An 18,233-nucleotide genomic window follows, 5' to 3' on the forward strand; every position below is an offset into this window, starting at 1 on the left:
CAGCCAAACCAAGCAGGTCGCGCTTTTAGCAAGCGGCCTCTGATCAGGGCACGATCAGCAGAACCGCTACCATGCTTGGATGATACTGGCAATAGTAGTAGACCTTATGGTCCTTATTCAAATTATAGGCCGCCATTGTCACGGTGTAGGTGAAGGTACCATTGGTCAAGATCGGCTTTGACAGGCCGGAGTCGAAGATATTTGAGGCGATCTTCTTATTGTTCAGATCCTCGGTCTGGAGAGCCGTGACCGTATGAGCCTGAGTATCCTTATTCACCCAGGTAATGGTGGTCCCCACCTTCACCTTCACATAGATCGGGTCATAGCAGGCCGGCGAGCAGCTTGCCCCACTGGGGGCGGTCACGATATCGATCGTGACATTCTTCTTGGAAGTCAGATCGACCGGATTGCCGAACTGACCGCTACTCTCCTGAGCGACCGCTGTCTGATAGGCCGTAGGGTTATTCTTCTGGATCAGCGCCGGCACCTGGTCGAAGCCATTGCCTGCTGGCAGACCATTGGCCTTCAGATAATCTGGATCGGATGAGCGAATCAGCTCAAAGAGATACTGGATATCGATGTTGGTCAGCGGGCCGCCATAATCCTCGCTCCAGGCCGGCATGATCGCCACGTTGAGCTGATTAGTACTTGTATTATAGATACCTGCGCTGATAATGCGCAGCAGGTCATTATCGCTCAACTTATTGACCTGGGGATTATTGTTCAGGCTGGGGCCGACACGGCCCTGGCCTTTGGTGCCATGACATTGGAAGCAGTACTGAGCATATAGCTCAGCTCCGCGCTCCAGAGCGGTTTGATGCTGCTGGACCTTAGCCATCGCCTCGCCATTGCTCTCCATGATCCAAAAGACAGGGATCATCAGCGTGATCAGGGAGAGCATGATCAGCGCCCCATAGCCGCTCTTCTCAACCGCATTGGTGCGTGAGTAAAAGAGATAGAGCAGGCCGCCAACGGTCACCAGCAGCACGACAATGCCTATAGCTGCCTGGACAGGATTGATCATACGCGCTACCTTTCCAAGATTTTCCCTAGTGTTCCTTCTCTTACCTCCAGCCAGGAACCTGCACGGGAAGCAGATGGCCTGCGAACATGGGCAGAAACCAGCGGAGAGCGGGGCCGGACAGGCATCGTGCCGGAAAGAGCGGGACTGGAGCTGCTGCCAGAGCATCTCTGGTGGCCTGCTCTCTCTGGACGCTGCCCCTGTCTACCCGTCCAGGAGCCGGAGAAGAGAAGGCGAGCATCAGGCGCAGGCAATCGTCGGCTCGGGGATCAGGCGGGTGGACGCATCGGGGTGCTGAACCTTATTGTTCAGCTGAGACGTGTCCACGATCACGCTCTCACCCTGGAAGAGAATGCGGAAGCGATCCAGGCTGCGGGGTGCCGGGCCATCGAGGAACTCGCCATCAACATTATAATGGGAGCCGTGGCACGGGCACTTAAAGCTCACACAGTCATCACGGAATGGCACCGTGCAGCCCAGATGGACGCAACGCTGATAGAGCGCTACCCAGTACGAGCCATCGCTATCCTTAACAATCCACTCCGAATCCAGCTGATCGCTTAGCGCCTGGCCAGAGAGCAACAAAGGCGTATCCTTGGCGAGATGGACCACATAGGTCTTGGCCTCCTGGCGATAAAAGACAGCGGCCTGATCCAGCTTCGCCTCGGACGGCTTGGCGGCAGGAAAATCGCTCTTATTGCCCACATTGAGGGCCGAGCCGAACTGGCCAGCCAGATTCGGATAGAGCATATTCAGCGCCCCGGCCACCGCAGTAGTCGCCGAGAGGCCCCAGACAGCCAGCGTGGCGCGGCGCAGAAAGCGCCGGCGCGAGAGGCGTTGCCGGGCAATCTCGGCAGCCTCTGCGCCGCCGCCGTGGAGCACCTCGTACTGCTGCGGTGTCAAGGGTGGCCTATCTACATCCCGCGGCGGGAAATCCATACTCATAAAGAACAGATCCTTTCCTTCCGTTTTCCCAGAGTTCCCTTACAGGTCGAAGAAAAGACCCTGCCAGGGCCAGTACCACACCCAGCCGGGGCCACGGAAGAAACTCCCGGCCAGAGTCACACAGGCCCAGAAGACCACAAACATTGTGAAGGTCACAATGGCGATCTTACGGTCTGCGTAAGCACGGCTGGGATTGCGATCCACGTAGGGCAGGCAGGCCAGGCCGACCAGCACCAGCCCCGGGATGAGCACACCGGCAGTCGTTGGTGGAAAGTAGTGCAGCAGCTCCTGCAAGCCCAGGAAGTACCAGGGAGCCTTGGCCGGGTTCGGCGTAACGTTGGGGTTCGCCGGCTCCCGCAGCGGCGCGTCGATTGCCACCGAGAGCAGGGTTAGCATGACCATCACGATGGTGGAGGCAAAGAACTCTCGCACCAGCAAATGAGGCCAGACAAAGACCGAGTCCTCCAGCGGTTTCTCAACGCGCGTGATGGCCTCCTGCCTTACTACCGCCAGCGTACGATAGCGTCGCTGGGTCGCCGCTGCTTGCGTCTGTACCTTTGGCTCCTGTTCGATTGCCATTGGTCTATCCTCTCATCTTCGTTCTAATCCCTGAGCCAGCTTCTCCTGACCAGGCCAGACCAGCCTGGCCGGCCTGGTGAGCAGCCAGAGACAGCAACGGCTTCTTTTTCTCATCCCCGCTTCCCATTCCTGAGCGAGTGGGCTATCCTGCAAGGAAGAGCCTCGCCTGCGAAGGAGAGCTTCTCCAGTGCCCTCCCGGTTCCTCCCGCTCAGGCCACTCCCTCGCCCGGTTAGCGGCTATAAAGGGCGAACTAACGCGCAGCCGTGGGCGCCAGCCCTTGCTCAGCCTCTGCCAGACGAGCCTCCAGCTCGCGCCGCGGCGGCGGCGGTGGCCCAGCCGCTCCTCCATCCTTACGGATGCGCCAGAAGTGTACCGCCAGCAGAATCGCCGTGGCCAGCGGCAGCAAGATTACATGCCCCACATAGAAGCGAATCAGGGTTGCCTGACCAACCGCGGGACCACCTACCAGCACCTGATAGACCGGCTGTCCCAAAATCGGGGTGTACGGGGCCAGGTTGGTTCCCACCGTAATAGCCCACAGAGCAATCTGGTCCCACGGAAGCAAATAGCCAGTAAAACTCAAGAAGAGAGTACAGAAGAAGAGGCCCACGCCCACAACCCAGTTGAACTCGCGCGGCGGCTTGTAGGCGCCATGATAGAAGACACGGATCATGTGCAGGGTCACGGAGACGACCATCAGGTGGGCCGCCCAGCGGTGCATGTTGCGCACCAGATGGCCAAAGGAGACCGCGCTGCTGAGCTGGTTGATGTTCTGATAGGCCGTGTGGGTCTCAGGAACATAATAAAACATGAGAAAAACCCCGGTCAGGGTCAGCACCAGGAAGAGGAAGAAGGAGATCCCCCCCATACACCAGGTATAGGTGATCTTCATCGCCTGGCGGCTCACCTTCACCGGGTGCAGATGTAGGAAGACGTTCCCCATCATCACCAGTGACTGGTTGAGTGGGGTGTCCGGATAGCCGTGGCGGAATATCGATCGCCAGAGCTGGCTCGTCACTATCTTCTGCGTGATGATGTCGAGCAAGCTCTTCTTTTCAGGTAGTGAACTCACACACAGTTCCTCCTGTTCTCATCCCTCAGCGAGCGTGACGACCATCTGAGCTGCCGCTCATAGGTTCGCTCCTTGCCTGCTTTTGTCCAGCAATTCCTTCTCGGCTGGTTAGCAGCAACGAAACGGGAGATGGGCGCTCAGCTGCGTGGCAGATTATACCACACCGGCTCTCTCCCTGAGTACCCCTTCCCAACAGGGTCCTGCCTCGCTTCCACCCCCTCCCCTTTCTCTGCCTATTCTCTTCTAATAAGAGGAGGCCACAGCTGCGCCAGACGGGTAAGGCCAGGCTGATGGGCTTTGCTCCTCTCCCTTAGCAGCCCTCGGTGCGCTCAAAGGAGCAGCCCGCTCTTTCTCTGCCCCTCATTGTTAGATTACAGAGATCTCCTGAAGAGAGCATCAGGTGTTTACCTGATTTTATCAGCCGGCCCCCTGGCCAAGCACCCTTCCGCTCGCGCCTGGGAGGCCACGCGGTCCACCTCTTTGCCTCAGCCTTCTTAGCCAGGCAACCCCAGCTCTGCCTGTTCTCAGGGAAGGCAACGCCCGTTTTACCCTGTAATACACCTCTTCTGAGGAGAAAGGCCAGCATGGAGGTTCTCAGCCGCCCGGGAGATTATAGCACGGGGACCCGAGGAGAACATCAGGTAAATACCTGATTCTGCCCGGCACTCTACGCACGCCTCCCCTCACGACCCACCAGGTCTCCAGATGGCTGCTGGCCGCGGCAGTCTGGAGGAATAGAGAAGAGACTTGGGTGAGGAGGTCGCTCTACCATTTTTATTTTCTCTACCTATACACTATCAATATATCATATCAAAACTACTAATAGTATAGCCAACACGGGCAATAGGAGATGGTAGGTGCGATTTTGCCTGCGCTCGTTTGACAGGCAAGCCCCCCAACGCTACAATTAAAGGGGAGGGAGGCTCCTCTTCGCTAAGCGTAGAGAGGTTCGAGAGCTATGGAGCGCAAGACTACACTGGCCGGGTCGGGGGTGCAAAGCTGGCCGCGCTTGCTCAGGCCCCTACTTAGCCTGCCTATCTTCTATAAAGTTCTGATTGCCAATAGCTTGATTATCTTTGTCGGCGCTACCGGCGGCACCTGGCTGGCCTCCCATTTGAATGATAGCCGGCAGGGGCTGGCAACGCCTACCTCGCTGATCATTTTTATTACGGTGGGCTGGCTGGTGAGCGTGGCCTTGAATTTCTTGCTGCTGCAGATCGCTTTCCGGCCCCTGATGGACCTGGGCAAGGTTATGAGCCGTGTCCAGAAGGGCGAGCGTTCGCTGCGCGCTCCTCTGACCGGGCTTGATCCTCAAGCCGACCAGCTCGCTGCGACCTTCAACGTCATGCTGGAGGCCATTGACGAGGCGTCGCGCCTGCGTTCAACGCAGATCATCAATGCTCAGGAGCAGGAGCGCAAACGCATTGCTCGCGAGTTGCACGACGAAACCAGCCAGATGCTCACCTCGCTGCTCATCAGCCTGGCGATCCTGGAGAAGTCGGTGACCAGCCCCGAGGCCCGCGAACGTATCGCCGATACACGCAATCTGGCCCATCAAACGCTACGGGCTATCCGCAACTTGAGCATCGATCTGCGTCCCAGTGCCCTCGATGACTTGGGCTTGCTGCCGGCGCTGCGCTGGTATATTAAAGAATATCAACAGAAGTGCTCCATCGAGGTAGAGTTTTCAGCCACAGGCTTTAAGGGGCGACTGCCCGCCGAGATGGAGACTGTCCTTTATCGCATTGTGCAGGAGGCTCTGACCAATACCGCCCGTCACGCCAATGCGACGAAGGTCTCTATCGCCCTGCGGGAGGAGGAAGGAGCGGTCCACGCAACGATCAGCGATAATGGCTGCGGCTTCGATGTCGAGGCCTTGATGAAGACGCCAGGCCAGGAGCGCGGCCTGGGCCTGGCTGGCATGCAGGAACGGGCCGTTCTCCTCGATGGGTCGCTGGACATCAAGTCCCGTCCTGGCGCTGGCACCACTATCGAGGTACGCTTGCCCCTGCGCCAGAGTGATAGCGAGTCCGTTCCCTACGCTGAGCTGACCCCTTCGGAGAAGCAACCGCGCGGAGGTCCGGTGAAGGTATGACGATGACGAGTACAGCTGAGGCAACCAAAGCCGTGCAGAAGATTCGTATTCTCCTGGCCGATGACCACACGATCCTGCGCGCTGGCCTGAAGATGATGCTCAATGCTCAACCCGATATGGAGGTGGTTGGCGAAGCGCAGGATGGCCGCCAGGCTCTCCAGGAAGCGCTTCGCCTCCAACCCGATATCGTGCTCATGGATATCACCATGCCCGACATGAGCGGGATCGAGGCCACACGGCAGATCAAGAAGCAGGTCCCCGAGACCAAGGTGCTCATCCTGACGATGCACGAGAACGACGAATATATCTTTCAGGCGCTGCGGGCAGGCGCCTCTGGCTACATGCTCAAGGAGGCCGCCGATACCGATCTGATCTCAGCGCTGCACGTCATCCAGAATGGTCAGGTCTATCTCTCGCCGGTGGCTCAGTCGGTCATGGTGGGCGACTATCTCCAGCGAGTACGTGCCGGTGAGGAGAAGGACAGCTACGAGAGCCTCACTGAGCGAGAGCGGGAGATTCTGAAACTGGTGGCTGAGGGTTATACCAACACAAAAATCGCCGAACGCCTGGTTATCAGCCCCAAGACGGTCGACACGCACCGCACACACATTATGGATAAATTGAATCTCCATAGCCGCGCCGAGCTGGTCAAGTACGCAATGCGGCGCGGCTTGCTGGAAGACTAGCCGGGCGGTGCGTCACTTCCGCCTGCCCGCCAGCCAGCGAGACCTCTCGGCCTGGCCGCGGAGTGAGCCTCCTTCGTTGGCTGGGGCGAGGATGAGAGAGGGTGTAACCACATCACACCTCATCCTCATCGCTGAGGTCAGCCTCTCGCCCGCTCTCTCCAGCGAAATACTCGTCGCTGTAGAAGCCGACATCTCTGCCAACGTAGACGCTCACCAGAAAGTCGTCGCGCGGCATATCTGCGGAAAGGACCAGGTCTTCGTCGATCTGCTCGATCAGTTTGGTCAGCTCAGCCTCCTCCAGCTCGCGTTCAAGGATCAAGGTACCATGCACTGCCGTTGTGGTAAAGTGAATGTCAATGGTACCAAGGCGCGTGCTGTTCTGCAGGCTATTACCCTGCATGATGTAATAGCCTTCTGAGTAGGGTGTGCGGAAGTGTCGTTCGAAGCGAATGTCTTCCATAAGCCTGCCAGGTCTGCGCGGCAGCTGGGCTTGACCGCCGCGCCCTCCTTTCTGATCACCAGATCTACGCCACACTGTCCGTCAATCGTGAAGGATGGGAAGCTATCCCGTCCTCCGGCACCTCTCCCCTGGGGGAGAGGCCTGCACCGGATATCGCGCACATTATAACATAGTTCCGTCGCGATAGGGGATACACAGATCACTTCTTCCACGCGATGCCAGCCTTCCCAGTTTCGTCGCTCAGGTTGGCTTGCGCTTCAGCTGAGGAAGCGGAAGGAGGCTCGTGCCGGCGCAAAGACTTGCCTCTCCTCATCTGTGTAGATCTTTTGATATGCCAGCTGCATAAAGGTGTAGAGGTGGCCGGAGCGACTCGTGACCAGCAGGACCTCCGTGTAGCTGGCCCCTGCGATGGTGACTGTTCCTCGCAGCTGTTGCCAGCTCACACCGCCAAAAGTCAGAGGGTCTGCCGATTTGGCACCTGTCAGGCCTACCTGGTTTGCCTCTTTCTGGAGATAATGGGCCGGGTCCTGATCACCAGCGGGGGCCACCAGGAGAATCATCTGTCCGGTCTGGCTGCTATCGCTAAAAGTGACCTTGCCCTGCTGGTAATCCAGCTGATAGCTCCACCCCTGCGGGTATGAGAGCGCCACTCCCAGACGTTGATCGCTAAACGCCTGCAGAGGCTGGGTAATGAGCGGGACATTGAACGGCTGATAAACGACCACCCAAGCAGTCAAGCCACCACCGATGAGGAGCAAAGCCAGGATTAATGCCACAACAGCCAGCGGGCGCTTACGCCGTCGGGAGGTTTGATTCTCAGTGGCAGTTGACCGGGCAGCTGGCGATAAGCTGGGCTTTTCGACCTGGGGCAGAGCAGCTGTTTCCTCGGCTTCCCACTGGCGGAGAGAAGGATTAGCCAGACGCGACGCCTGCTCAACCTTGTCGGCCCCCCAGCTGGCGACCTCGGGAGGTCTGGAGGGAGACGTTCCTGCTCCAGCCCTCGTGGCTGGAGCGCCAAAAAGGGGAGGCTCCCCTCTTCCCGGTAACGAGGGAGGCGACCCACTAGAGGGCGCGAGCGCGGATGCCGGCAGCGGGGTGACAGGCTGAGAGCGCCACGGGCCAGCGGTCACCCTAGGCCCGGCAGGAGGCTGCGCTGCCAGGCGCATGGTATCCAGCTCCTCGATGTCTCCCGAGCGCGTGGGAGAACTGGCCTGCCCAGCAAAGGACATGCCACGCTCCCTGCCCAGCTCGTGCTCCTGCCAACGGCTGGGACGCGGCGTCGAGGCGCGTTCAATGACCAGCCCAGGCCCGGGACTGGCCTTGAGCGGCATGGTAGGTAGATCGCCGACAGCCTCGTGACGCTGATCAGGTTGCTCACCGGGGCGCACACGCTCCGAGCGCGGCAGCTCTATTCCTAAGAGATGCCCCTGCGTGGGCATGTCCTCATAGGAGAGGGAAGATGAAGCGTCCTCGACCTGAGCCTGAGACCAGCCTTCCTCAACCGGCGTCTGCCCCGAGAGCTGCCGGATCTCAGCCTCGCTTGCTTCCCCTGGCTGCGGCATGATCAGGGTCTCATTCTCTTCCCAGACGCGCACATGCAACTCACGCGGAGAGAGTGAGCGCCCTGAGCATAGCCCCCCCTCTGGAGAAGAGGAGGGGAGCAACTGGCCAGCTTCCTCTGTCGGAGTCTCTTCCGAACGAGCGGCGGGTACTGTCGAGGTCGGTGCATCAGCTAACCAGGCCCGGCGCCAGGCCTCTGCCACCGCCGCGGTCTCGGACTGCTCTCCCATATCCTCGGCAGCGCTTGATTCCTGCTCGCCAGAAGGAGAGGCAGGCCGAGAGGTAGCCAGCTGGGCTGACCACGAAGCAGCAGATCCCTGATCTGGAGAGTTAGCTGTAGAAGAAGAACTCTGAAAGGAACTCTCCGTTTCCCCGGGCAGGTCGGGCAAGCGCTCGAACGAGTCGCGGCGCGGCGCCCGCCAGCGGCGGCTAGCTACCTCCCGATCTAACTGGTCTAGCCAGGGAGGCGGCAGATGCACATCGTTAGGAGCCGGCGCCTTCCCAGCAGGCTCCTGAGTTACCAGATGCCCTGCAGAGGGCGGCTCCCCGCTGACGGAAGTGGAAGGAGTCACCTGCTTTGTCGCGGGTAGAAATCTGCCACAGTTATTGCAGAAGCGTGCATTTTCCCTGGGCAAGGCTTTGCCACAATGCGGACAGAAAACGGCCACAAACTCCCTCCTGCATATGCTCGCTCCGGCGCAGCATCACGACCTGCCCGAGTTGGCGGGTCTGACGGTACTTGATGGTAGCTACGGTATCTTACCAGCCCGCTTTCGTCAAGCGCGATAGCCCAAAAGGAGTGCTATTTCAGGGCCAGAACGGCCTCCCGCTCGGTGGGACTGGCCAGCAGCTGCTGGTTTTTGATCAGTTCGACCAGCTTTCTGCGTCCTTTGGGGCTACCAATCATGATCGCCCCAACCAGCCTGTTCTCGCGCAGGAATAGCTTGCGGTAGTTCTCATGGCCTTTTTCGCCAGGCTCGCGCAACGAGATGCTTTCCAGCTCTGGATTGTTGGACTCAGCTGTGCCAATGACGGCAATGTTGACATCAAAGAGCGGGCTTGTATACGTGGGCACATCAACGTATGGCTCATGGCCTCCAGCCATGTTGATAGCGGCGATGCGCCCATGCGCCAAAGCATTATCCCAGGTCCCCATCGTATGGTGACGGCCAATCGTCGGATCGTAAAACTCGGCAACGTCGCCGGCAGCATAGACATGCGGCACATTCGTCTCTAGATACTCGTTCACTACAACCCCAGTGCGAACCTCAATGGGGGTGCCTTTGAGGAAAGCGGTGTTGAGCGTAATCCCAAGCCCTACGCCGATGATGTCCGCCTGGATCTCACGCCCCTGCTTCGTCTTGACATAGGCCGGTACTCCGTCGCGCGCAACAACCTCAGCGATTTCGTCGCCGTGGATGACATTGACGCCAAAACGCCTGGCAATGGCATCGACGATCTCGCCCCCCTCGGGATCAAGACAATTGCGCAACCAGTACGGACCACGCATAAGCCAGGTGGTCTCTAGCTTGCGCATGGCAAAACCGTCACACAGTTCATAGGAGATGAAGCTGCCTCCGTAGGCCAGGGCCGTGCGCGATTCGAGGATGCGCGCTATAATAGTCTTCGTGTCATCCAGGGTGACAAAGTTGTAGATGTGCTTCGTGCCAGCTGCTCCCGGCACCTGCAGCGGCTTGGCCCAGCCCCCGCTGGCAATGAGAAGCGCATCGTAGGGGAAATGTTGCCCGCGTTCAGTCACTACAATCCGCTCGTCCGTGTTGACCTCGGTCACAAGGGTCTCGGTCAGCAGAGAGATGCGGCGCTGCTCATGCCAGGCAAAGTCACGCATCATTACCTTTTGCTCGGGCAGCACCCCTTGCAGGAAACGCGGCAATGAAACACGGTTGTAGAGAGGGTAAGGCTCGTTGGTAATCAGATGAATGCTGCAGTTTGGATCAAGCTTGCGTAAGGTCTCGGCGGCTGTGGTGCCGGCGATCCCGTTCCCAATAATAACGTACCGTTTCTCGTGCGTTGTCAAATGCCGTTCTCCTTGCCTGCGATGGTTTTCCTGGTCTCTGTCTTATGGGCGATTCTAGCATAGTTCAGGCAAAATTGCTACTGGACTCTTCCGTAAGGCCGCCAGGCGCGGCCTTCTTCCCTTTACTTGCCTCGCTAGTTTGCCTATCATATAATTAGATTGTCAAAGTGAGTAAGGAGCGACCATGCGACCGGATTCGCTGGATGATAGCGCAGCGCTGGCAATGGAGCTGCTGGATATTGTCCCCAAGGTGCTGCGCCAGATGCACACCGATGCGCTCAATTCCGAAATCCTGGCTGAGCCTGACCGCGAGGATCTCTCCGAGATCCGTACCACTAGCGGACAGCTGAGCCTGCTGCGCATTCTGATCGAGCGCAAGTGCTGCATGATGCAGGAGCTGGCCCGCCAGCTCGGGGTGACGCCTTCAACGGTGACGGCAATGGTGAAACGCTTGCAGGCTCAGGGCTATCTGGAACGGAGTCGCGATGAGGCCGACTGGCGTACGGTCTGGGTGAAGCCAACAGCACGCGCCCAACACCTGGTCCAACTCTATGACCGTGGCCGCCTGGCTTCGCTGGAGCGCCGTCTGGCCCGTCTGAGCGAGACTGAGCGCGAGCACCTTGTCGCCGCGCTTCCCGCCTTACGTCACCTCATCGAAGGCTGATGAGTGGCCGCTGAAGGCGCCTATTCGCTCCGCACCGCTTCGCTTCCATCGCCTTTGCTCCCTGCACGCTGTTTCCCCTCTTTTATTGTCCATACATATCACGTAAAAGGAGAGTAGAAAGGTTTTACTATGCAGACTTCTTCGGAGTCTTCTTTGACGCCGGTGACGCAAGAGACCTCTGATGCCTCTGAGCAAGCTGGAGCTGCTGATGAGAGAGAGCTGACAGGCGGAGGCGATGGCTATCGCTGGACGGCACTCTCGGTAACCACAGTAGGGGCCTTGCTGGCTTCTATTCAAGGCTCGGCCTTGCTGATCGCTCTGCCGGCGATTCTGGTCGAGCTGCAGGCCTCGTTCTTCACGATTATGTGGACATTGATGGGGTATTTGCTGATATTGACTGTGTTGACCCCCATCGTTGGCCGCCTGGCCGATATTTGGGGCCGCAAACGCCTCTACAATAGCGGTTTTCTGCTCTTCGCCCTGGGCTCGCTGGTCGCTGGTCTGGCCCAGCCAGCCTTGCACGGCATCGATCTGGTGGCAGGACGTCTGATCCAGGGCCTCGGAGCTGCCTTGCTGATGACCAATAGTACGGCGATTGTCACCGATGCCTTTCGCAAGGGAGAGGTCGGCCTGGGTCTGGGTATCAATCAGATCGCCGGGGCCGCAGGCTTCTTGATCGGCCCCATTATCGGCGGCCTTCTCACCGAGTGGTCCTGGCGCTGGGTATTCCTTTTTAATGTGCCTCTGGCGACCTTCGGCACGCTCTGGGGAATCTGGCGCTTGCGCGAGCCAGTACGCCCGGCTCGCCAGACCCCTATCGATTGGGTTGGTGGTCTGACGCTTGCTCTGGGCCTCTCTGGGACCTTGCTGGCTCTGACAATGGTGGCTTTCCCGCTGCTGGGCGAGTCGGCAACTGTGGCTATTCTGATAGTGGGCCTGTTGAGCATGCTTCTGTTCGCTATAATTGAGCCACGCATCAAAGCACCTATCGTACAGCTACAGCTCTTTCGCGAGCGCCTCTTTGCGATGGCGAGTCTGAGTGGCTTGCTGAATGGAATCGCCCGTGGCGCGGTGCTCTTCCTGTTGATCTTCTTTCTCCAGGGACCCTATGGGAAAGATCCGCTGACTGCCGGGCTGATGCTTGCTCCCTTCGGGGCTGCTTTTATGATTATCGGCCCGCTGAGTGGCCGTCTCTCGGACCACATTGGATCCCGTATTCTAACTCCCATCGGTCTGGCCATCTCGGCTCTGGGCCTGCTGGGTTTGACGACCATTACGCCTACGACACCGTTCTGGCTGCTTTCGCTCTATATGGCTATGATGGGAGGAGGCTCGGGTTTCTTTGTCTCACCCAATACGAACGCGATTATGAGTTCGGTGCCACCCCATCAGCGCGGCGCCGCCTCGGGACTGCTGGGAATGCTCAATAATACTGGTCAGATGCTCAGTATTGCTATTGTCTTCCCGCTGGCTCTGAAGGGGGTGCCAATGGGAGCGGTCATGCAGGTCTTTATCTATGGCGGTGGTATGGGCCAGTTTCCCTCAGCCCTGGCCACCTTTATGCACGGCTTGCACTCAGCGTTTTTGGTGTCGTTCGTTCTGAGCCTGGCAGCGATGCTGGTGGCCGCTTTACGCCCTTCACATCGCTAAAGAGGCATCTGTTGATTGAAAGTTGAGGCCGATGCTGGCTGGACCAGGGGTGCCTGCTCCCCACATACTTTCTCCTGGCGCGGCTTGCCCTCCAATCCGCCGCGCTGCCAGTCGTGGTTGACTTAGGCGGGAGCAGGCACCCCTCCCGTTACTCAGCTCTCGAACCCCCTCTTCAGCTTCCCTCTCCATCTGCCCCCAGGTCTGCTAGCCCCTGCCCCCCTTGACAAAGCCTCCAGGCAGGACATATAATTCTGATAGCAGATTGATAATGATTATCATTATTAGGTGACCCTAATATCGGGGTCCGAGAGAATTAGGCGCCAATGAAAGAAACGTTGAACGCCAATGCCCAGGCAGTTCTGGAGGTTGTGCGCCGCAGCCATAATCACCCGACTGCCCTGGAGGTTTACGAGGCTGTGCGCAAAGTGCGCCCCCGCATCGGGGTGGCGAGTGTCTACCGTATTCTGCACAGCCTGGCGCAGCAAGGGCTGATTCGCGAGTTGGGGCGTAGTGACGAGGCCTGTCGGTACGATGGGCACATCGAGCGCCACGACCACGCAATCTGCACGGCTTGCGGCGCTCTTCTCGATCTGCCTGTCGAGGTGCGTCTCTCAGAGGAGGCGCTTCGCTCGGCAGCACAGGCCGCGGGTATAGAGCTGCACTCGCATGAGGTCAGGCTCTATGGCCTATGCACTGCCTGCCGTCAGCGACTGCAGCAGGTGGAATCAGTGGAAGGTTGAGAGGATTGCCTCGCTCGCAGGTAATCGGACAAGCAGACTACAGGCACGGTAGGGGAGTCTTTTTATGCCACAAAAGCCGGAGACCGAGACACGACAAGCGGGCGCGGCGACGACCGCGCAGGAAGATCTACCAGCAGAGATGGAAGAGGCTTTAAAGCAACGACCTTCATCGGAGTTAGAGCGGCTGAAGATCGAGCTGGCCGAGATCCTACGAGGGATCGCCACTAATAATACAGATTCGCGCCACTTCTTGCTGCGCGTGGTCCAGCCTGGTCTGGCCGGGCTGATGGATGGATCGGTTTCTACGCTGGCCCCCATCTTCGCTACGGCCTTCGCTACTCACCGCCCTTTTACAGCATTCCTGGTTGGTCTGGCTGCAGCTACCGGTGCCGGGATCAGCATGGCTTTCTCAGAGGCGCTTTCGGATGACGGCGTGCTGACCGGGCGAGGCAGCCCTATCATCCGCGGGGCTATCACAGGTCTGATGACGTTTGTGGGCGGCTCGCTCCACACGCTGCCCTTCTTGATCACTCATCTGCAGCTCGCCTTGGCTACCGCTTACCTGGTGGTCGCTGCTGAGCTGCTGGCTATTGCCGCTATCCGTCACCGCTACTTCGGTACAAAATGGCTAGTCTCTATTGTTCAGGTCATTGGTAGCGGTATCCTTGTCTTCCTGGCAGCTCTTTTCTTCGGTAACGCTTGACCGGGTTCGGGTCCAAACGAAAGCAAGGAAGAGAGTAGGGTACCATGCTCTCAGCCTTGCCCTTCCTGAGGGGGGAGCACCCAGATAGATAAGGAGTACCAGTAATGGAAGCAGTCTCAAGGCCACGAGTGAAGATCTGTTGTATCAGCAGCAAGGAGGAAGCGCAGCTGGCGATCCGCTACGGCGCCGATGCCCTGGGCCTGGTTTCGCAGATGCCAAGTGGGCCAGGGGTCATTGCGGAGGAGCTAATCGCGGAGATCGCCGAGACCATTCCGCCGCCGATCGCCTCTTTCCTGTTGACCAGCCTGCAGGATGTCGAGGCGATCATCGAGCAGCAGCACCGCTGCCGCACCAATACGCTGCAGCTAGTCGATCGCCTGCCGCCGGGAAGCCATCAGCGCCTGCGCGCGGCCCTGCCCGGCATTGCCTTGGTCCAGGTGATCCATGTGCGTGGCCCGGGGTCGGTGGAGGAAGCTCTGGAGGTTGCTCCTTTTGTGGATGCCTTGCTGCTCGACTCAGGTCAACCCGATCTGCCAGTCAAAATCCTAGGCGGCACCGGCCAGGTGCACGACTGGAAGATCAGCCGGCGCATTCGTGAGACCGTTCCTATTCCGGTCTTTCTGGCGGGTGGCATCAGTGCCGAGAACGCCCGCGCTGCTATTGAGGAGGTTGCTCCTTTCGGCCTCGATCTCTGCAGTTCGGTACGCACCGAGGGCCGCCTTGATCCTCGCAAGCTAGAGCGTTTCTTCGCCCAGGTTGGGCGTCTCCCGCTTTAGTCGGCCTCGGGCGGCGAGTGGGCACGGCAGCGGGAGAGTGGAGCAGGGAGCCACCGGGACAGAGCCATCAGCCAGCCCCTTCTGCTCGCCGGCCTCACTTCAATCGGTTAGCTCCAGTTTGCCCTCACTGACACTCCCATCTGCTTGGATGGAGAAGACACGTGCGTAAGGTGGCTCAGGATGGTATTGCAATGAAAAGATAATGTAGTAGAGGCCGTTACGCCTGGCCCACTCGATATCACGAGCTGAGGGATAGGCCTCGCTACGTGGATGAGAATGGTAGTAGGCGAACATCTCACCATCGTAGGTGTCGATGTCGTTAGCGATGCGCAGCAGGTCCTGGGGAGAAATCTCGGAGAAATCATCTGGGTGCTCAGCAGCATTGGGGGTCGGGTAGTTTTTCACCACCCGACCATCCTTGCTCGCCAGCAGACCGCAGGCCTCATTAGGATAGCCGGCGGTGACATGCGCCACCATCTCCGAGTACATTGTACGAGGGATACGCACAACAAAGGCTTCTGCTACCATAAGAGTTTATTCTCCAGCTCATCCTCCAGCGCGCTCAGGTCGCGCGTCCACAGATCTTCACTGAGATATTTCCAGCCACCGTCTGCGAGAATGACTACGATCTTCCCCCGCTCCATACTGGAAGCGACGCGCAGGGCTGCATGCAGGGCAGCGCCGCAGGAAGGGCCAGCGAAGATACCCTCCTGGTCCTTGAGCTGGCGCGTGCGCCGGATGGCGTCGATGCCCGAGACCAGGATACGCGCGTCGAGGAGGGACAGGTCCAGCACAGGCGGCACAAAGCCGTCTTCGAGGCTGCGCAGGCCCTGAACACTGTCGCCTTGCATCGGCTCGGCAGCAACGACGCGGATGGCCGGGTTGTGCTCCTTGAGGCGACGCGCGTTGCCAGTGAGGGTTCCCCCGGTACCCAGGCCGGCCACGAAGACATCGAGGTCGGGGAGATCATTGATGATCTCCACGGCGGTGCTGTAGTAGTGGGCGTCAGGATTGGCCGCGTTGCCGTACTGATAGAGCATTACGTAACGCTCATCTTTGCGTGCCAGCTCCTGCGCCAGGCGCACGGCGCCATTGCTTCCTTGAGTCCCGTCCGAGAAGATGATGTCCGCGCCATAGAGTTCCAGCAACTGGCGACGCTCGCGCGTCACATTATCGGGCATCACCGCAACGAACTTGTACCCTTTGACTCGCGCAATCATCGCCAGCGCAATGCCAGTATTGCCACTCGTTGGCTCCAGCAGGATCGATCCTGGCGCCAGCTTGCCGCTAGCCTCAGCCTCCTCGATCATGCGCTTGGCGATGCGGTCCTTAATGCTGCCAGAAGGATTGACTCCCTCCAGCTTGGCGAAGATCTGCACCCCGGGTCGTGGGCTGAAGCTTTTCAGCTCTACCAGCGGCGTATTGCCAATGGTCTCCAGTATGCTGCTATAGCGCATGATGGCATTCCCTACTCCTGGCCTCCGCCAGCCATTGCGGGCAGCAGAATCACCGTGTCATTGGGACCTACTGCTGTCTGCAGGCCCTGGAGGTAGCGCACGTCTTGATCATTGACATAGACGTTGACAAAGCGGCTTAACTCTTCCTCGGGCTGAATCTGCTCTTTGAGGGCAGGATACTGCCGATAGAGGTCCGCCAGGACTTCCGCTAGTGTGTTGCCTTGGGCGCTGACTTGCTTGGCACCCCCCGCTGCTGCGCGCAGCACTGGGGCGAGACGCACTGTCGCCATAGTTCTCTTCCTACTCCTCTTTAGATACTGCTACAACTTCTACCACACACCACTCGCTCAGTCAGTCAGCTGAGCAATCACGCCTGCCTGGCGATGCTAGCGCGGGCGAGCCGATTCACCTCGCAACGTACTCGCCTGCGCCAGCACCGGCCTGTTCCTATCATGGTAGGATCGGTGCAAGATAGCCACGGTGAGGACACGATCCACTGTCCCGCCACCGGCAGCCAATGAGCCACCTCCTAAGCTGACCGCTTCCCTGCCGGCATGACATCAGGCCGAGAGGGCGCAAACGTCAGCGTAGGTTGGCAAGTTTTCAGGATGGGCATTCTCGCCACAAGCTGGGCACTGCGGATCACGATAGAGCTTCAGCTCGCTGAACTCTCCAGCGAGGGCATCGTAGGTCAGCAGTCGCCCGACCAGCGGCTCTCCAATACCCAACAGGAGCTTGATGGTCTCGACGGCCTGCAGCAGACCGATTACGCCGGGCAGTACGCCAAGCACTCCAGCCTCGGCGCAGCTAGGAGCCAGGGCCGCCGGAGGTGGCTCTGGATAGAGGCAGCGATAGCACGGCCCCTCGTGCGGCTTGAAGACAGTGACCTGGCCTTCGAAGCGGAAGACGCTTCCGTGCACTACCGGCTTGTTGGCAATGATCGAGGCATCGTTGAGCAGGTAGCGCGTCGGGAAGTTGTCGGTGCCGTCGATAATGACATCGTAGTCGGCGATGATGCGCGCCACGTTGGTCTCATCGAGGCGGTCAACGTAGGTGATAACCTTGACATCAGGGTTGAGCGCCTCAATGGTCTCGCGCGCCGACTCAGCCTTGTACTTGCCAATACGGCTGACGTTGTGCAGGATCTGACGCTGGAGGTTGCTCTCATCAACGACATCGGAGTCGATGACCCCAATGGTGCCAACCCCCGCCGCCGCCAGATAATAGGCCGCCGGTGAGCCAAGACCACCCGCACCTAGCAAGAGGACGCGCGAGTCGAGCAGCTTTAACTGCCCCGCTTCACCGACCTCGGGGATGAGCAGGTGGCGGCTGTAGCGCTTGCGCTGCGCCTCCCCCAGCGTACGCGGCTGCGCCACTTCATAGCCACGGGCACGCCATTGGCCAAAGCCGCCCGCCATTGAGATGACGTTTTGGTAGCCCATCTGCTTGAGGGTGGCTCCCGCCATGAGCGAGCGCACACCGCCAGCGCAGTAGAGCACCACCGGCTTTGTCTTATCAGGTACCGCCTCTTCAATCTGTAGCTCTAGATAGCCACGCGGCACGTGCAGCGCACCGGGAATGTAGCCCTCGTTCCACTCGTGTTTCTCACGCACGTCAACCAGAACCAGGTCCTGCGCTCCCTCCCCCTTGCGTTTGAGAGCCTCATGAACCTGGTCGGGCGTCCACTCCGGCACTAGCTCGCGGGCGCGCCGCATGATTTCCCTGGACGCTTCGCCCATCGCTCTACACCTTTCGATTGTTGACTATGTTCATCGAGTTTGTCGCG

18 protein-coding genes and 1 pseudogene are annotated in these 18,233 nt (G+C 59.1%); 7 read left to right on the forward strand and 12 right to left on the reverse strand.

Going from position 1 to position 18,233, the window contains the following annotated elements:
* Positions 1–43 precede the first annotated feature (43 nt).
* The 4 genes from A4R35_RS07765 to extP form a co-directional block, all read right to left on the reverse strand.
* On the reverse strand, positions 44–1,024 hold the full coding sequence (locus A4R35_RS07765) for a c-type cytochrome (protein WP_189361511.1): 981 nt from the start codon (positions 1,022–1,024) through the stop codon (positions 44–46).
* Positions 1,025–1,261: 237 nt separating this feature from the next.
* The gene (locus tag A4R35_RS07770) at positions 1,262–1,966 is read right to left on the reverse strand and encodes a QcrA and Rieske domain-containing protein (protein WP_112428132.1); all 705 of its coding nucleotides are present in this window, start codon (positions 1,964–1,966) and stop codon (positions 1,262–1,264) included.
* Between the two features lie 39 nt (positions 1,967–2,005).
* On the reverse strand, positions 2,006–2,545 hold the full coding sequence (locus A4R35_RS07775; protein ID WP_052888330.1) for a cytochrome b family protein: 540 nt from the start codon (positions 2,543–2,545) through the stop codon (positions 2,006–2,008).
* Between the two features lie 251 nt (positions 2,546–2,796).
* Positions 2,797–3,618, reverse strand: a complete 822-nt coding sequence (extP, locus tag A4R35_RS07780; RefSeq protein WP_174844052.1) for a selenite/tellurite reduction operon b-type cytochrome ExtP — start codon at positions 3,616–3,618, stop codon at positions 2,797–2,799.
* 958 nt (positions 3,619–4,576) lie between these two features.
* Here extP and A4R35_RS07785 point away from each other — a divergent pair.
* Together A4R35_RS07785 and A4R35_RS07790 are read left to right on the forward strand one after the other, a co-directional pair.
* A complete protein-coding gene (locus tag A4R35_RS07785; RefSeq protein WP_112428134.1) occupies positions 4,577–5,713 on the forward strand; it encodes a HAMP domain-containing sensor histidine kinase in 1,137 nt (378 codons plus the stop codon).
* Between the two features lie 2 nt (positions 5,714–5,715).
* Complete coding sequence (locus tag A4R35_RS07790) at positions 5,716–6,399, forward strand: response regulator (RefSeq protein WP_112428136.1); 684 nt, start codon at positions 5,716–5,718, stop codon at positions 6,397–6,399.
* Between the two features lie 112 nt (positions 6,400–6,511).
* On the opposite strand, the gene A4R35_RS07795 is transcribed toward A4R35_RS07790, so the two are convergent.
* The 4 genes and pseudogenes from A4R35_RS07795 to A4R35_RS07805 all read right to left on the reverse strand — a co-directional run bounded on the left by A4R35_RS07795 (position 6,512) and on the right by A4R35_RS07805 (position 10,457).
* A complete protein-coding gene (locus A4R35_RS07795) occupies positions 6,512–6,859 on the reverse strand; it encodes a hypothetical protein (protein WP_146747141.1) in 348 nt (115 codons plus the stop codon).
* Positions 6,860–7,116: 257 nt separating this feature from the next.
* Positions 7,117–8,649, reverse strand: a complete 1,533-nt coding sequence (locus A4R35_RS07800; protein WP_223258521.1) for a hypothetical protein — start codon at positions 8,647–8,649, stop codon at positions 7,117–7,119.
* Between the two features lie 366 nt (positions 8,650–9,015).
* Positions 9,016–9,087 (reverse strand): annotated as a pseudogene (locus tag A4R35_RS25250) (zinc-ribbon domain-containing protein); the annotation flags it as partial.
* Between the two features lie 134 nt (positions 9,088–9,221).
* The gene (locus tag A4R35_RS07805) at positions 9,222–10,457 is read right to left on the reverse strand and encodes an NAD(P)/FAD-dependent oxidoreductase (protein WP_112428142.1); all 1,236 of its coding nucleotides are present in this window, start codon (positions 10,455–10,457) and stop codon (positions 9,222–9,224) included.
* A gap of 184 nt (positions 10,458–10,641) precedes the next feature.
* Between A4R35_RS07805 and A4R35_RS07810 the strand changes: the two genes are divergently transcribed.
* The 5 genes from A4R35_RS07810 (at position 10,642) to A4R35_RS07830 (ending at position 14,990) form a co-directional block, all read left to right on the forward strand.
* A complete protein-coding gene (locus A4R35_RS07810) occupies positions 10,642–11,121 on the forward strand; it encodes a MarR family winged helix-turn-helix transcriptional regulator (RefSeq protein ID WP_112428144.1) in 480 nt (159 codons plus the stop codon).
* Positions 11,122–11,250: 129 nt separating this feature from the next.
* Positions 11,251–12,771 (forward strand): MFS transporter, encoded by a 1,521-nt coding sequence (locus A4R35_RS07815; RefSeq protein ID WP_112428146.1) that lies wholly within the window; start codon positions 11,251–11,253, stop codon positions 12,769–12,771.
* Between the two features lie 323 nt (positions 12,772–13,094).
* Positions 13,095–13,511 (forward strand): Fur family transcriptional regulator, encoded by a 417-nt coding sequence (locus A4R35_RS07820; protein ID WP_112428148.1) that lies wholly within the window; start codon positions 13,095–13,097, stop codon positions 13,509–13,511.
* A gap of 64 nt (positions 13,512–13,575) precedes the next feature.
* Complete coding sequence (locus A4R35_RS07825) at positions 13,576–14,214, forward strand: VIT1/CCC1 transporter family protein (RefSeq protein WP_223258247.1); 639 nt, start codon at positions 13,576–13,578, stop codon at positions 14,212–14,214.
* A 104-nt stretch (positions 14,215–14,318) separates the two neighbouring features.
* The gene (locus A4R35_RS07830) at positions 14,319–14,990 is read left to right on the forward strand and encodes a phosphoribosylanthranilate isomerase (protein ID WP_112428150.1); all 672 of its coding nucleotides are present in this window, start codon (positions 14,319–14,321) and stop codon (positions 14,988–14,990) included.
* 99 nt (positions 14,991–15,089) lie between these two features.
* Here the strand turns inward: A4R35_RS07830 and A4R35_RS07835 are convergent, their stop codons facing one another.
* From A4R35_RS07835 to moeB, 4 genes are all read right to left on the reverse strand, one after another.
* Positions 15,090–15,518, reverse strand: a complete 429-nt coding sequence (locus A4R35_RS07835; RefSeq protein ID WP_112428152.1) for a Mov34/MPN/PAD-1 family protein — start codon at positions 15,516–15,518, stop codon at positions 15,090–15,092.
* Entirely contained in the window at positions 15,512–16,447 is a 936-nt protein-coding gene (locus tag A4R35_RS07840; RefSeq protein ID WP_112428154.1) for a PLP-dependent cysteine synthase family protein, read from the reverse strand. Before A4R35_RS07840 ends, A4R35_RS07835 begins: the two co-directional genes overlap by 7 nt.
* A gap of 11 nt (positions 16,448–16,458) precedes the next feature.
* Positions 16,459–16,737: a MoaD/ThiS family protein gene (locus tag A4R35_RS07845; RefSeq protein WP_112428156.1), complete on the reverse strand. Its 279-nt coding sequence runs from the start codon at positions 16,735–16,737 to the stop codon at positions 16,459–16,461.
* A 270-nt stretch (positions 16,738–17,007) separates the two neighbouring features.
* Positions 17,008–18,186 carry a molybdopterin-synthase adenylyltransferase MoeB gene (gene moeB, locus A4R35_RS07850; RefSeq protein WP_112428158.1) on the reverse strand — a complete coding sequence of 393 codons (1,179 nt, stop codon included), beginning with the start codon at positions 18,184–18,186 and terminating at the stop codon, positions 17,008–17,010.
* Between the last annotated feature and the right edge of the window lie 47 nt (positions 18,187–18,233).

The sequence above is a fragment of the Thermogemmatispora tikiterensis genome (genome assembly GCF_003268475.1).
GTDB lineage: Bacteria > Chloroflexota > Ktedonobacteria > Ktedonobacterales > Ktedonobacteraceae > Thermogemmatispora > Thermogemmatispora tikiterensis.